We start from the raw sequence: 15,645 nt of genomic DNA on the forward strand, positions 1-15,645 counted from the left end.
TCCGAGGGGCGCCGTTCTATCAGCGATTACTGCTCGTTGCCGCCGCCGAGCTTGTCACGCAGCGCATCCTGGCCCTTGTCGACGTGCTCCGCGTGCTGACCGCCGGTGCGGTCATCCACGGTGTCTCCGGCCTTCTCGATGCCCTGGTCAACCTTGTCCGGGTTGTCCTCAGCGAACTGCTTTGCCTTGTCTCCAAGTCCTCCGATGTCCACCATGACGGTCTCCTTTCGGTAGATCGAGCCACCCCGATCGGGGCGCTGATGTGACCATCATGACCTCACACGTGTGTATCTGAAAAGGGTTTCTTGGGAACTTCGCCGAGAGAAAACAACCCGTGACAAGGGGCGACCGGTGTGGGATTCTCCTGAGCCGTACGGGGGAACAAGACGTGCCGGTGACTTGGGCCATCGCCCGAATTGAACCGTGTGGGCTACTCTTGAAGCGCCGTCGTCCCGGCCCCACGCGAGCGTGAGGAACCCCCGGGTAGTTTGACGGCCCCCTCACTAAGCGAAGGAGCCAGCGCGCGCCATGACACCTGAAAAGGTTGAACTGCTCCGCCACCCGGCGGAGGCCATTAACTGGAACCGCATTCAGGACGACAAGGACCTTGAAGTCTGGGATCGCCTGACCTCCAACTTCTGGCTCCCCGAGAAGGTGCCGCTGTCCAACGACGTCCAGTCCTGGAAGACCCTGACCGAGCAGGAACAGGACCTCACCATGAAGGTCTTCACCGGTCTGACCCTGCTGGACACTATTCAGGGCACCGTGGGCGCCGTGTCGCTGATCCCGGACGCCAAGACCCTGCACGAGGAAGCGGTGTACACCAACATCGCGTTCATGGAGTCGGTGCACGCCAAGTCCTACTCGTCGATCTTCTCCACGTTGTCGTCCATGAAGCAGATCGACGAGGCGTTCCGCTGGTCGCGCGAGAACCCGTATCTGCAGCGCAAGGCCGAAATCATCATCAAGTACTACAAGGGTGATGACCCCCTCAAGAAGAAGGTTGCCTCCACGCTGCTGGAGTCGTTCCTGTTCTACTCGGGCTTCTACCTGCCCATGTACTTCTCCTCGCACGCCAAGCTGACCAACACCGCGGACCTGATTCGTCTGATCATCCGTGACGAGGCCGTGCACGGTTACTACATCGGCTACAAGTACCAGCGCGGTCTGGTCGAGGAGACCCCGGAGCGTCAGGAAGAGCTCAAGGCGTACACCTACGACCTGCTGGACGAGCTCTACGAGAACGAGATCGCCTACACCGAATCCCTCTACGACACGGTGGGCTGGACCGAGGACGTCAAGAAGTTCTTGCACTACAACGCCAATAAAGCCCTCAATAACCTGGGCTACGAGGCGCTGTTCCCGCGCGAGATGACCGACGTGTCCCCGGCGATCCTGTCCTCGCTGTCCCCGAACGCGGATGAGAACCACGACTTCTTCTCGGGCTCCGGTTCCTCCTACGTGATCGGCAAGGCCGTGAACACGGAAGACGAGGACTGGGACTTCTAGAGGTCTCGGTCCGTTCCTGACCGCTCAGGGGTAGTCAAGGGCCCCGGATCTGCGAGTTTTCGCAGGTCCGGGGCTTTTTTCGTGCCCTCTCTAACACAACAGGAGAGGACGACGATGAACATCAACACCCATTCACAGTGGCACGCGGGTGGCACGCACGCACCTACGACGTGGGAGCGAGGGTGTCCACTGCAGGAAATTTGGGGTGGGCATGCCGCCGAGGTCGTGCCACAACGTGCCACACGGCACCGCAACTTATGGGCGAAACCCCTGGTCAGACGCAAATTTTTCGAGTCTGGCGAGGACAATGGCACGAAGTGGCACGAGCTCCCTCTGACATCCGTTCGAGGTCATGGGAGGGCACAATGAGCGCCACGAAGAAGGCAGCCGCGGCCGCGTCGAGGCGCGAGGGATGGGGCAGCTTGCGAAAGTTGCCCTCGGGCCGCTGGCAGGCCCGCTACCCGGCCCCGGATGGCCTGATGTATACGGCACGGACTGAGGACGACAAGTCCTTGACGTTTCTCACGAAAACGGATGCCCGCACCTGGCTGGCAGGCATGCACACCAGGATCTCAAGAGGGGAGTGGGAGCCACCCGCGATCGTCGCCAAGCGGCGTCGCGCTGATGCCGCTGCCGACGAAGCACGCTCGATCGGGTTCACGACCTACGCGAAGCGCTGGATCGAGATGATCCGCACGGAACCCAACCGTTCTGGTAAACGGCGTGCGGCCGGAACGGTCCGCTCGTATACGAGCAAAGTCGACGGCTACCTGATCCCGGAGTTCGGCGACACCCCGGTGCGCGAGATCGACATCGACCGGATCAAGGTCATGACCACGCGACTGGACCAGATCCCGTCCCCGTTGAACCCGAAATCGAAGTTCAACGGCATCACACGACCGGTCTTGACTGTGCTCATGATGATCCTCAGACAAGCTGCACGAGACGGGATCATCCCGGCCGCGCCGAGCATCTCGATCCCCAAGCAGGAATCGGTGCGCCACGATGCCGAGCATGATGAAAGCGAAGACGTCGCCACTCCCGGCCAGGTCGATTCTCTGTACAAGGCGACGCCGGATCGGTATGCGATCACGATCCTGCTCGCCGCCTGGTGCCAGCTACGCCGCGGTGAGTGCCTGGGACTCCAGCGCAGGGATATCGAATGGCACCCAGACGGGGGAGCGACCCTGCACGTGCGCAGACAACTCAACGTGAACACAGGCGATTTCTCCGAACCGAAGAGCGAAGCGGGGAAGAGAGCGCTGAGCGTGCCACGGATCATGCTGGAGCCGTTGAGGAAGCATTTGGAGGACTACGTGGCGCCAGAAGCGAAGGCGCCAGTGGTGCCGGTCAGCACGCGGGGGAGCGTGCCGCTGTCGCACACGCGGTGGGGGTACATCTGGGGCGAGGCTCGCGAGGCGGTTGAGAGCGTGCCGAACGAATTCCGATTCCACGACCTGCGACATACCGGCTTGACGATCTTCGCCCAGGAAGGCGCAACCTTGGCCGAGCTGATGCGACGCGGCGGGCACTCCGACATGCGCGTCGTGCTGCGATACCAGCACTCCACGATGACCCGCGATCGCGAACTCGCCGACCGTCTCAGCGCTCGCGTGGAAACCGAACTCGGGGCCGCCTAGAACCCTGCCATCAAGTCAGTACGGGAATGCGGCACGCACCTGAGAATCAGTAACCGTTGACTGAGGGAGGGGACCAGGATGACAAACCAGAGTCGCGCCGGTACTACGGCACGAAACCTTGTATCACTGGCGGAGGCTGCGTCGAGATTCGGAGTGTCAACCAAGACACTTCGCCGCAGGATCGCGGACGGAACGATCCACGGCTACAAGGTCGGACGTCTTGTCCGGGTCGACCTCGACGAGCTCGATCAGAGACTCATCGTCGAGATGCCGACCACGAGGTGAGAGACGTGCGGTGGGCGGGTCCTGGAGGACCCGCCCATCGTGACTGACGCCGGTGTCAGCTCGAAGACAGCCGCGTCATCCCTGCACCGTTCCAGCGCCTACGGCTCGCGCGGTCGACCGTGGGCAGTGCCAACTGGTGTCGCGCGTGCTCGATCATCGGGACGAGCTTTTTCTCGATACCGCTGAGCAGTCCGAGACTGACATCGCCATTCGCACAACCGTCTATTGCCTCCTGGAGTCTCGTCTCCAGTTCTGCGAGATGCTCGCGTGCTTCGACAGACTGCGAGACCCATTCGTCGTCTTCGCCGACCAGCAATGCGGCGTTCGCAGGTTGCGAAATCCAAGCGAGCACGTAGTCGACAACGTACTCCTCGACCGGTGTGGCGACGATGGATATCTTGTAACAGCTGCGGAAACGGCACTGGTATCGCACCCTTCGCGGGGCATCGCCGTGGGGTCTGTCGAGGACGCGACGAAGCGGATGCCCGCAACAATCGCATATCGCGATGTGTGACAGCAACGATTTGGGGGTTACCGTCCCGGACTCGTGCACTCGCCCTGATGGGTCGGACAGGAGCCGCTGGATCCGTGTGAAATCCTCGATGGAGATCAGGGGCTCCCACGCGGCGTCACCTATGATCTCTCCGCGGTAGACGCGTTTCCCCGCGATCGTGGGATTCTGCATGATCTGCTTCACCGTCATCGATGTCCACGCTGAGGTGGTTTTCCCGTCGTGGGATTTCTGCGGTGTTGGCTCTCCCCGGTCTTGAAGATCGTTCGCGATCGTTCCGACTGGCGTGCCGGAGATAATCCGCCGTGCCATCAGCCTTACGAGCTCGCCGGTGTGCGGATCCGGCTCTTGGCCGAGGAGTCGGCCTGTGCTCGTGTCGTAAACGCGTCGATAGCCATAAGGTATTCGCCCATGCGGGCGTCCCTTCTCTGCCAGGAGGCGTACGGTGCGGATCTGCCGTTCGCGCATCGTGTGTGCGTCGGCTTCGGCTCGAAGGAACTCGAATCCGAGCATGAAGCTATCGTCGGAGCGAGTGAAGTCGAAGACCCGGCCTTGCGTCAGGTAGAGAACTCCTGCTGCTTGGCAGGCGGCGCGTAGCTGGAGGTAGATCTCGAGATCCCGGCCGGCTCTGGACGGCTCCCAGGTGACGAAACCATCGACCTTCCCTGACTGGATGAGTTGCAGGGCTTCCTCAAAGCCTTCTCGATCCTTCGCCCGCCACTGGGAAGCGGAACGGTCAGCGTCTCTCAGGACGCGGGCGACCGTCCACCCCCCCAGTGGTTGGCACGACGACCGAGAATCACTGATCTGATCGCCGATTGACCGCATCAGTTTGAGCCGGTCCTGCGACGCTCGCGCATCTATCAACGCTTTGACGGGTGTTATTGCTGAGGGCTTGTTCTTGTCCATAACGAACAGGTGCGTCAGTGATCCCATGACAGGTTCCTCTCGACATGATGAGGCTCCTTGTCTCATCAACCCGGCATAGCGTGACGAGAAGCCACCGGTCGAAAACCGCGGAATCACGGGGATGTTCACAGCGGGGTACATCCCATTGTTCGACTCACTGAGGAATAGGGGGGTATGAGGAGTCTCACGACGAAGTATTGGGGCTCGGACTCCGATGGCTCAGCCCCCTCTGGATTAGAGTTCGTTGACGCGGGAACACTCGTGAGCATCACATTTGTCGTAGCGAGGCCGTGAACCCCTATCGAGGCAAGGTTTGCTTGAGCCGACTTTCGGGATGAAGGTCTACGGCCTCACATGGTGCGCCAGACCCCATTGAGTTGGCTGCCGCGCAGAACGAGGCTCCCAGTCAATGGCTCGATCGGGGGTCCAGGTACGGGTACGGTTGAAACCTATGAGTAGTGAACGCTCTCCTGAACTGTACCCACTCGCCATCTCCGAGCGACCGTCCTTTGAAGCGTTTGTGGACCCGTTGACGGTCGTGGATCTCTTCGCGGGATGCGGAGGGTTATCGCTAGGGGTCGCGCAGGCCGCTCAAGACCTCGGTCGTGGCTTCGATGTGCGTCTGGCAGTGGAGTTCAATGAGTCTCCTGCTGCAGTTTATCGAGCAAACTTCCCACATGCGCGCGCCCTCATGGTAGAAGACATCACCACCCTTTTCTCATCGGATCTCGATCAGCCACTGAGTAAAGCGGAGAAGGAGATGCGTAATAGCGTTGGCAAGCTCGACGTGCTCGTCGGTGGTCCTCCTTGTCAGGGCCACAGCAACCTCAACAACCACACGCGGCGAGACGATCCCAAGAATGCCTTGTACGCAATTATGGCCAGGGCCGCTCAGGTATTCTCCCCGGGCGTGATCGTGGTAGAGAACGTGCCGGCTGTCCTGAACGACAGGCACAAGGGTACGAACACAGTATCGGTTGTTCGAGAGCGACTCACAACGCTGGGCTATGACGTGAGCGATCGGGTAGTTTCGCTCTACGAACTCGGAGTACCGCAGAAGCGAAAGCGCCACATTCTCCTTGCGACATTCAGTGGGCAGAGCACGCCACACGAGATCCTCGATCACCTCGCCACGAGCACGGCCAAGACTGTCGATCTCGAATGGGCAATCGGTGATCTAGTAGAGGTGGCGGGCGATGGCTTGTTCGACCGCGCACCGACGCCGTCGGCAGACAACGTCAAGCGGATGCAGTATCTCCTGAGGAAAGGCGAGTATAATCTCCCCAATCATTTCCGTCCGAGGTGCCATCAGGGAAACCATTCGTATAATTCCATGTACGGACGACTCGCATGGAATCAGCCGGCGCAGACGATCACTAGTGGCTTCGGGAGTATCGGCCAAGGCCGATATATGCACCCAGACCTGCCGCGGGCACTGACCCCGCATGAGGCGGCTCGCATACAAGGATTCCCCGACTACTTCGATTTTGCCATGGCCACAACGCGCAGCGCCCTCGCAACGATGATCGGCAACGCTGTCCCGCCCCAATTAGCGCGGCAGCTGCTCCTCGAAGTTCTCAACCCGGCGCCCGCAGACTGAACAGTTGCAAGGGGCGTCGAAGAGCATCGTCGGTACGAAACTCTAGACGGTATGTAGTGACCGCCCGGGTGTCCTGGGGATTGCGGGCCGGGGCCTCTCTCACAGATATTCGTGGGTTACCGGACAAGATGTCCCTTGCCCGGTCTATCCAACAGTTGTGGGAGGCCCCGGTGTTTACGCAAGCGTACGAGCGTGGGCCTGGATGTGCACGCCCGATCGGTGGCGGCAGTGTCAATCGATGGTGTCCCCGGCGAATTACTCCAGGCCCGGCTGTCCCCAGATCATGACCACATCCGATCCTGGATCCGCCAGCTACCCAGCCCCGTGGCGGTGACTTATGAGGCCGGCCCGACAGGCTTTGGCCTGGCCCGGATATTAAACGCAGACGGGATCCGGTGCGTGGTCGCGGCCCCGTCAAAACTGCAACGACCCGCCGGTGACCGGGTGAAAACCGATGCAAAGGACGCGGTGCACCCGGCCAGGTTACTGCGTTTGGACGAGGTCACCGGCGTGGTGGTGCCCTCGGTGGAACAAGAAGCCGCCCGGGATCTAGTACGGGCCAGAGAGGACTGCCGCGGAGATCTGATGCGCGCCCGCCACCGGCTTTCCAAATTGCTGCTGCGCCACGGGATCGTCTATAACGGTGGGCAAGCTTGAACCGGGGCCCATCACGCGTGGCTGGCCCGACAGTACTTGGAATCCCCCGCGACTCGGATGGCTTTTGACGCCGAGCACGAGACGGTGCTGGCCACTCTGGCCCGCCGTGACCGGCTGGATCAAGCGATCAATAAAATGGCCGCCCAGCCCCAGTTCTCCGAGGTGGTGCACCGATTGGGGTGCTTACGTGGGGTCTCCACCCTGACCGGGTTCGGGCTGGCCGTGGAGATCGGGGACTGGCACCGTTTCACCGGTAACACCATCGGGGCCTTCGTCGGGTTGGTGCCTTCCGAGCACTCCTCCGGGGCCAGCAGGGCGCAGGGGCCGGACACCCAAGACCGGTAACACCCATGACCGGCGGCTGCTGGTCGAAGCTGCCTGGCACCACCGCCGGGCATACCGCATCGGCAAGACCATGCGCGATCGCTGGGACTTGGCCCCGGCCGCCGCCCGGGCCCGAGGCGATGCGGACAACCGCAGGTTGCACGAACGCTAGGTGCGGATGCTCGAACGCAAAAAGCGTTCCACCATCGCCAATGTGGCCATCGCCCGGGAGCTGGCTGGATGGTGCTGGTCGTAGGCCGTGATGGACGAGGTCACCACCGAATAGGCCCCCGCCCCACAAGCTGGCCCGCCGGTGGTCCCGGGAGGCAATGCGTGGATCGATCCGAGAAACATCAATGAGCACCACCGTGGTGTTCTTCAACCCGGTGTCACGCTCGATCCTAGACACGCGGTCCGCTCCAGCCGAACACCGTCCTGCGGTACCCAACCCGCGCATATCTTCTCTGACCGCGCGTCGCTACCTGACACGCTCCCCGGTCAGCACCAGCCAGGCCAAAAGCGGCGCCGCCCGGATAGCTTCCGGACGGCGCCTCACCCTGCCCTCTTGACAGAACTCCCCTACATATCAGATGTAGAGTAAATATATGAGTCCCGATAAGGTTGCCGAATGTGTTGAAGACGCGTTCGCTGATCTTGAGCGGCAGGGACATCTGCAGCTGACAGACGTCCAGCGTCTCGTCGACCTCCATGGGCTCGACGGCGTCGAAACGGCCGCAGTGTTCGCGGCGCTCCGCGGAAGCGGCATCCACCTCGACACAAGCGCGTCTGGCGACCCCGCGGTTCTCTTGGAGCCGCCAGAAGTCAACAAGGCTGCACTGGACACGCTGGGCTTAATACTTCGTGCTGCCGGCCGCGCCAAATTGCTCACTGCGGAGGAAGAGGTGCTCCTGGGGCGGCGCATCCGTATTGGCCAGAATCTCACAGCGGCAGATCCGTACCCGCCTGACGGAAGTGACGAGGCGAACCAGATTGCCGATGGCAAGAGTGCTCACGATCAGTTGGTCCTCGCAAACCTTCGGTTGGTCGTATCAATCGCCCGTCGCTATCGGCCCGCCGGGATGGATCTCGCCGATCTCGTTCAAGAGGGAACCATTGGGTTGATGCGAGCTGCCGACAAGTTCGACCACACACTCGGCTACAAGTTTTCCACGTACGCCACCTGGTGGATACGTCAAGCCATCCAACGTGGAATTGCGGACAAAGGTCGCCTCATCCGACTTCCTGTCTACGTCATGGAGAAGCTGCACCGGATCACCAGTACCCAAAGCCGACTCCGAGCGTCACTGGACCGCGAACCCAGCATGCATGAGCTCGCTACCGAGCTTGACGCAGACTCAGCAGATATCCGCGCCATTCTCGATCTCGTCCACGATCCGATCAGCATCGACCAGCCTATCGGCGAGGACGGCGACAGCGACCTCGGCGTCGTCCTCGATCTCTACGCAGCCGACGTCGCAGAAGAAGTCGTTAACTCGCTTACGAACGCCCACATTAGGGGCATTCTCGATGATGTCGCCGAACACCAGACCAAGACCGGTAAAGGCGCTACTACGCACGCCGTCGACATGCTGAAGTTGCGCTATGGGCTCGATGACGACCGTGAGCGCACTCTTGGCGAGATCGGCGCCGTATACGGAATTACGCGAGAACGCGCACGCCAGATCCTGAACAAGATCCTCGCATCTTCACAGCTGCGCACGCCACTAGCCCAATTCATCGACATCGACTGAGGAGGATCCACTGCATGACCTACGACAACGATCCTGACGGACTGTACGACTCGTCCTGGCGGTTCCTCGACTGGATGCACCGACGTGTCGTCGAGGATGCCCGCGGAGACCACCTCGACGTTAGCCACACGGCACCGAGAAACCGCTTCTGGCTCGGCCGCCTCGCATCGGAGTCGGCTGTCATCAACAGCCCGCTCGGACACCGTGCGGAGAAACTCGACCCCTGCGCGATCGGTATCCGTCTGCGACCGGCAACTGCAGGACCATGGACACTCAAGCTCGCCGTCCGATTCCACTGCTGGGAGCCGCAGCCGGACGGCACCTTCAGCAAGTCTTCCCTCGTTTCTGCGATGATTAACGCCACCGTTGCTCAAGACGGTACTCTCTCGGACAACGGTGCCAACTCGATCGCTACCCAACTGGGCGTTCTCGGACTCGCAGGCAGAAGCGCGGAGATCCGCGTCGACCTCGAAACATGGCGCGAACACGATGAGCTTGTCGTGTCCTTCGTCAACACGAGTGACGAGCCAGACAAGAACACGCCCGACACTCACCTGTATGAAGTAGCGCTCAAGGTTTCAGGCCTGGCCACCACTGACTTCCAGCTCGAATCGTTGCCGGACTCGTTCCGCTACGACCGCAGCGTCGCCGCAATCGGGATCAACTGCGGCGTGGAAAAGACAAACAGCGGATTCAGGACCAGTGACACCATCACGGTCGACAAGAACCGTCCGCGCTACTGGAATCACTCCGCCCCCCAGCCCGACTTCACGTTCGACACGCTCTCTATCGACCCTCTCCCGCAACTACGGCAGCTCATCGAATCCGCACGAGAATGGGGCGACGAACACTGGGGGAGTGAGGCGCTCGCCGCCCGATCGACCGGCTGGACGGCGGCCATGCACGCCGAAGCAGAAAAGGCCTCCGCAGCGTACACGGCCGAGGTCGAAAGGCTTGAGCGTGGATACGACGCTCTCGTCACAGATCCGCAACTACTGCAGGCGCTCAAGCTCGCTTCAGCGGCCATCCGCCACGCCGCGGCGGGGAAGTACGACGCGTGGAGGCCATTCCAAATCGGATTCCTCATCTCGGCGCTTCCCGGCGTCATCGATCCGGACGATGCTCAGACGGTCGACACCGTGTGGTTCGCGACTGGCGGGGGAAAGACCGAAACCTACCTCGGCCTACTTGTCACCGCGATCATCTACGACCGCCTCACCGGCAAGTCCGAGGGCATCACCGCATGGACCCGGTTTCCGCTCCGCATGCTCTCGCTCCAACAGACCCAACGGTTCGCGGACGCTCTCGCCGGCGCCGAACTGGAACGTCGCAAACACGGAATCGGCGGCGCCCCGATCTCACTCGGCTTCTACGTCGGCCAGGGAGGAACACCCAACAGCATCCCCCTTGAGGGTGAACCCAACGCCGTCGATCGCTCCATGCCCGTCCGATACCAGGTGCTATTGCGCTGCCCGTTCTGTCGAAACGAGCAGATCACCATGCGCTTCGACCGCGCGAGATGGACTCTCGAACATGTATGCGGAAAGGCAGCCTGCCCGTGGGGCGACAATCCGCTGCCGTTCTATATCGTCGATCAAGAGATCTATCGTTTCCTACCGACTGTCGTGGTCGGCACACTTGATAAGGCTGCCCTCGTCTCGATGCAGACTGCCATGCGGGGATTCTTCGGACCTCCCGCAGGAGTGTGCAGTAAGCCAGAACACGGCTACACCTTTGCCAGCCGCAGCAAGTCCCCTTCCGGTTGTCTCGTCCCAGGCTGCAACGGCACCCGTAGACCCCTCGGTATGGACGCTTCGAGGTGGGCGCCGAGCTTCCGCCTTCAGGACGAGCTCCACCTGCTGCGCGACTCGTTGGGCGCCGTCGACTCGCACTACGAATCCCTTTTGGATCACCTGCAAAACGCCCTCACCGGAACCCGCGCAAAGATCGTCGCCTCCTCGGCGACCCTCAGCGGGGTGGAACGCCAGGTCGACGTTCTCTACCGACGCGATGTCCGGGTCTTCCCGCAACCAGGACCAGCGCTCAATGAGTCATTCTGGTCCGAATCAAACACCGTCCCCGCGCGACGATACGTTGCGGTCGCACCCCGGGGCGTCACTCTCGAATTCGTGTCGGATCGGGCTCTGAACACGCTCCAATCCTGCGTTCGAGAACTCGTCGACAACCCGGCCGGTGTCTGCGGATCGCTCGGGATCCCGGTTCAACATGCGGCACACCTGATCAGCCAGTATGGAGTCGACCTCGTCTACGGAAACACCGTCCGAGACGTTGAGGCAGCCCGCCGTTCCGCCGAGACCGAGTTTCCGTACTCTGTCAACGCCGAATCCCTAACCGGCGGCACCCCCTTCGAAGACGTCCGCCGGATCCTCGAACGACTCGACACCCCAGAGTCCGACTTCGCGTCCCGCATCCACCTCATCGCGGCCTCCAGCATGATCTCGCACGGAGTCGACATCGACCGATTCAACATCATGGTCATGAAAGGGCTCCCGCTAACCACCGCGGAATTCATTCAAACCTCGGCACGCGTAGGACGGCGATGGCCAGGCATCGTCTACGTACTCCACCGCATCACACGAGAGCGCGAAGTCGCGACCTATGCCCAGTTCGACAAGTTCATCACGCAAGGAGACAGATTCGTCGAGCCCATCCCTATCACCCGCGCAAGCCGTCGCGTGCTCGCACTCACTGCCATCGGAGCCGAAGAAGCCCGTCGCCTCGCGGTCCACGAATACACCGCAGGAACCGCCTTGACCACCATCACCAAACTCCGGAACCACTACCGTGACGCCGGTGTCACAGCGAAGACAGAGACTGACGCGCTGACCGACGCGCTGGGTTTGGACGGTCCACTCGACGAACTGCTGCGAAGAGACATCAACGAGTGGGCCATCAGCTACTTCGACAACCTCACCGACCCCGCCACACAAGCAAAGTGGCCAAGCGACCTCTCGCCCAGCGGACAGCCCATGAGATCCCTACGAGACGTCGAAGAGGGCGTCCCGATCACCGGAGAAGAATGACCATGAGAGAAACTCGCAGTCCCAGCCAAGTCCTTTTCTCCCACCTGCCCGCGCAGACCACCGACATCAAGAGCCGGATCTGGAAAGTGCAGTCATGGCTGAACCCCCTCACCCTCCGAGTCGACACTGACGGAGTCAGACAGCGCCTCCTGTCGGCGATCGACCCCTGGCGTTCCCACGGAAACGACAACGGGCTCGCCAACCAACTCCACCAAGGAAAGACCGTCGAGGTCGTCGGCGTGAACCCCGAACAGGGCGTCAAAGTCGACGCATGGCCAAACGTCTGGCGCTGCCAGAGCTGCCGGCGGGTGACGAATTTCAAGGGTCGATGTGTATGCGGCAACAAGACCTGGGTGCAACTGCATTTCGTGGGATTCCACGAATGCGGCTATCTGGGCGAGCCCTTCATCCCGAAGTGTCCCGAACACAGTCAGGTCTTTGTAAAGCACTCCAGCAGCAGCAGCGTGCGAGATCTGGAGTTCGCATGCCCCATATGCCACCGCGCCCTCCAACGAGGACTCGGAGCCGGACGGCCCTGCCCCGGATGTAAACAGCCGGGGCTCACCTTCAACGTCCACCGCGCAGCGTCGGTCTACACACCGCACACCTTCACGATGGTCAACCCTGCACGCCCCGAACACCTGCAAGCACTCCTCGCCGACGGGGGACGGGAGAAAAGCCTGCGGTGGGTGCTGAGTGAAATGCAAACCGGCCGTCCTGAGAAGCTGGCACCCACAAGACAGTCGATGATCGACAGCTTCGTGCAGCAAGGTCTTCCACTCGCGGCGGCAGAAGCCGCCGTGCAGTCCGCGATCGACGCCGGCGCTGGCCACCTCGACAAACCTGTCGATGTCCTCGACATCTCGCCCCTTCGCCGAGAAGAAGCTGAAGCCACGGCGCTTGAGGTTGCCCTGGCCACATATGAAGGGCGACGCACCGCGAGCCAGCTCCCCGGCGATCCCGTTGGCGCCAACCTTCGAGCGATCTACGAAGACAAGTACGTTCCGGCAGTCCTTCGTGCCGGCCTCATCGACGTCGACCACGTGGATCGGTTCCCGATCCTGCGTGGCGTCTTCGGATATACCCGCGGAGGAAAGCCCGTGGGTGAGAGTCGGCTGGTTGCATATCAAGGACGCCAGCAGTCTATTCGGGTCTACGCCGACACGAACGAGACCGAGGCGTTGTATCTGCGACTGGATCCGTTGCGAGTCGCTGCATGGCTGCACCGGCGCGGGCTCCTAAAGGAGGCGCCGACGGATCCCACCAAGGCGAGGATCGCGATCATCAACGCCGCCGAGTTCCCGGGCCGCGGTGATGATGTCGCCGTCCCGACCGCTGGGAGCGCGGTTCTCTCGCTACTGCACACGTATGCACACCGGTTTATCCGCCAGCTGGCCGTACTTGCTGGTGTCGACCGCGAGTCTCTCGCCGAGTACCTAGTACCCCATCATCTAGGCGTCTTCATTTACGCCACACCACGTGGACAGTTCGTTCTCGGTGGGCTCCAGTCCGTGTTTGAAACAGACCTAGATCGTCTCCTTGACCTGCAGGTCGACGCGGAGACCCGGTGTCCCCTCGACCCGGGATGCGATCGCTCGACCGGTGCCTGCCTGGCTTGTCTGCACGTCGGCGAACCATCGTGCTCGCACTACAACAAGTTCCTGGACCGCAAGACGCTCTTCGGAAGCAACGGGTACCTGCGAAAGGAACTCTCGTGACCTACGGAGCCGTCCACGGGGTACCTATCGGAGCGCGCTTCCAAAACCGCAAATCGCTCTACGACGCGAAGATCCACCGCGACATACGTCGCAGCATCTGCGGCGGACCCGACAAGAAGAGAGGCGCCGAGAGCGTCGTCCTGTCCGGAGGATATGAAGACGATATCGATCTCGGCCAGCTCGTCTACTACACGGGGATCGGCAAACGCGACGGCAGCGGGCGCTTAATAGCCGATCAAGAATTCCGCGGTCTCAACCGCTCCCTCGCTGTGAACGCCCAGACCGCCCAGCCCATAAGGCTGATCCGAGCCATGGCAGGTGAGTTCGAATACTCCGGTCAGTATGTGATCGAAGACTCCTTTCTGCGGCTCGGGGCGAGCGGGTTCCAGATCTGTCAGTACCGCCTGAGATCTCTGCAATCAGCCGGAGAGTCTGACAGCGGCGACATCAAGCATGCGGAAGCGAACCGAGTCCTCACTACCCACTATCGAATCGTGCGAGACGCCGGAGTCCCCACGCGAGTCAAGGAGCTCTACGACTACCGTTGCCAGGTCTGCGACATCCGAATCGAAACCCTTGCCGGGCCGTATAGCGAAGGTGCCCACCTCGTGCCGCTCGGCGGCGGCGCCGACGGACCTGACATCGATGCCAATGTGCTATCGCTCTGCCCCAACCACCACGTGATGCTCGACCACGGTGCTATCTGCTTCGCAGACGACTGGAGAGTCCTCGATCGCCAGGGGAACCAGCTGGGCTCACTGACGGTGCACCCGGACCACCGACTCGACGTCGCTTACGCGCGAACACATCGCCGACTTATGGGATTCGACGAACTCGTCGTCTCTATGATCGCTCCGACGGTGGAAGACCGGGTACGACAGATTCCCTAATCTCTTCAGCGATCTGGACAGGGTCCTGATGCGTCCAGAATCGCAACACTGTCCAGCCGAGCTCTGTGAGCGCTTCCGTCGTCCGAGCATCCCGCTCACGATTCGCAACGACCTTTGACGACCAATACTCCGTGTTCGACTTGGGCAATGTGTAGTGCAGAGAACAGCCGTGCCAGTAACAGCCATCGATGAACACGATGACACGGCGGCGTGGAAACACCAGATCCCCTCGAACCCGCAGTTGAAGAGTGGGCCGGTAGTCGACCCGGTAACGCAGTCCCATGCCATGAACGAGCTTACGGACTGCCAGCTCGGGCCGCGTGTCTCGAGCCTTATTGCCGAGCATTGAACGCCGCACGCCGGGAGAGGTTGCCCATGACCCGGTGTCGGTTGCGAGTCGCTTGGATTTCCCTTTGAGAAAATGTTGCGATTCTGTCATCGGATTGTCACCTATGAGCAGAGTTTCATGTGCCGCAACCAGACTTCGTACGGCCGGTTGATCAGGTGCGGCCCATTTGAGATGGTTGAGGTCCGCGACGGGTAGCCATAGAAGTCGGTCATGATCGGTGCTGCGGACTGGGCGGGCATCTTCGAGATGTGCACGCAGACAAACGAGTTCGATTGATCTGCTCGCGGCCGTCGTTGTATTCGTCGCCAGCTCGCCGTCGACAATAACTGACACGTTGAGCTCTTCGCGCATCTCTCGGACGAGTGCAGATCGGGGCGTCTCACCCGGCTCGATCTTCCCGCTGGGGAACTCCCAGAGCCTGCCCAGCTTTTTGTATCAGGTTTGCGCCGGCAAGCGAG

General features: G+C 61.4%; 11 protein-coding genes and 1 pseudogene. 9 read left to right on the forward strand and 3 right to left on the reverse strand.

Annotated elements, in window-relative coordinates; translation table 11 throughout:
* Nucleotides 1-26: 26 nt before the first annotated feature.
* Complete coding sequence (locus ABD283_RS06860; RefSeq protein WP_016996406.1) at nucleotides 27-215, reverse strand: antitoxin; 189 nt, start codon at nucleotides 213-215, stop codon at nucleotides 27-29.
* Nucleotides 216-528: 313 nt separating this feature from the next.
* Here ABD283_RS06860 and nrdF point away from each other — a divergent pair, with 313 nt between their 5' ends.
* From nrdF to ABD283_RS06875, 3 genes are all read left to right on the forward strand, one after another.
* A complete protein-coding gene (gene nrdF / locus ABD283_RS06865; RefSeq protein WP_016996405.1) occupies nucleotides 529-1,509 on the forward strand; it encodes a class 1b ribonucleoside-diphosphate reductase subunit beta in 981 nt (326 codons plus the stop codon).
* 365 nt (nucleotides 1,510-1,874) lie between these two features.
* On the forward strand, nucleotides 1,875-3,149 hold the full coding sequence (locus ABD283_RS06870) for a tyrosine-type recombinase/integrase (protein ID WP_344224237.1): 1,275 nt from the start codon (nucleotides 1,875-1,877) through the stop codon (nucleotides 3,147-3,149).
* 78 nt (nucleotides 3,150-3,227) lie between these two features.
* Nucleotides 3,228-3,434, forward strand: a complete 207-nt coding sequence (locus ABD283_RS06875) for a helix-turn-helix domain-containing protein (protein WP_344224238.1) — start codon at nucleotides 3,228-3,230, stop codon at nucleotides 3,432-3,434.
* Nucleotides 3,435-3,489: 55 nt separating this feature from the next.
* Here ABD283_RS06875 and ABD283_RS06880 read toward each other — a convergent pair whose 3' ends face one another.
* The gene (locus ABD283_RS06880) at nucleotides 3,490-4,881 is read right to left on the reverse strand and encodes a recombinase family protein (protein WP_344224239.1); all 1,392 of its coding nucleotides are present in this window, start codon (nucleotides 4,879-4,881) and stop codon (nucleotides 3,490-3,492) included.
* A gap of 424 nt (nucleotides 4,882-5,305) precedes the next feature.
* On the opposite strand from ABD283_RS06880, the gene ABD283_RS06885 reads away from it, so the two are divergent.
* From ABD283_RS06885 to ABD283_RS06915, 6 genes and pseudogenes are all read left to right on the forward strand, one after another.
* On the forward strand, nucleotides 5,306-6,454 hold the full coding sequence (locus tag ABD283_RS06885) for a DNA cytosine methyltransferase (protein WP_344224241.1): 1,149 nt from the start codon (nucleotides 5,306-5,308) through the stop codon (nucleotides 6,452-6,454).
* A gap of 135 nt (nucleotides 6,455-6,589) precedes the next feature.
* A pseudogene (locus tag ABD283_RS14410) lies at nucleotides 6,590-7,691 on the forward strand (IS110 family RNA-guided transposase).
* Nucleotides 7,692-8,040: 349 nt separating this feature from the next.
* Complete coding sequence (locus ABD283_RS06900; protein ID WP_344224244.1) at nucleotides 8,041-9,186, forward strand: sigma-70 family RNA polymerase sigma factor; 1,146 nt, start codon at nucleotides 8,041-8,043, stop codon at nucleotides 9,184-9,186.
* Between the two features lie 14 nt (nucleotides 9,187-9,200).
* Entirely contained in the window at nucleotides 9,201-12,230 is a 3,030-nt protein-coding gene (locus ABD283_RS06905) for a helicase-related protein (protein ID WP_344224245.1), read from the forward strand.
* Between the two features lie 2 nt (nucleotides 12,231-12,232).
* Nucleotides 12,233-13,948 (forward strand): hypothetical protein, encoded by a 1,716-nt coding sequence (locus ABD283_RS06910; protein WP_344224246.1) that lies wholly within the window; start codon nucleotides 12,233-12,235, stop codon nucleotides 13,946-13,948.
* Nucleotides 13,945-14,838, forward strand: a complete 894-nt coding sequence (locus ABD283_RS06915; protein ID WP_344224247.1) for a YDG/SRA domain-containing protein — start codon at nucleotides 13,945-13,947, stop codon at nucleotides 14,836-14,838. The genes ABD283_RS06910 and ABD283_RS06915 overlap by 4 nt, the downstream gene beginning before the upstream one ends.
* Here ABD283_RS06915 and vsr read toward each other — a convergent pair.
* Nucleotides 14,792-15,613: a DNA mismatch endonuclease Vsr gene (vsr, locus tag ABD283_RS06920; protein WP_425552819.1), complete on the reverse strand. Its 822-nt coding sequence runs from the start codon at nucleotides 15,611-15,613 to the stop codon at nucleotides 14,792-14,794. The two genes, ABD283_RS06915 and vsr, sit on opposite strands and share 47 nt — an antisense overlap.
* Nucleotides 15,614-15,645: the final 32 nt, after the last annotated feature.

Origin of the sequence: Kocuria atrinae, assembly GCF_039531425.1 — a bacterium.
Taxonomy (GTDB): Bacteria; Actinomycetota; Actinomycetes; order Actinomycetales; family Micrococcaceae; genus Kocuria; species Kocuria atrinae.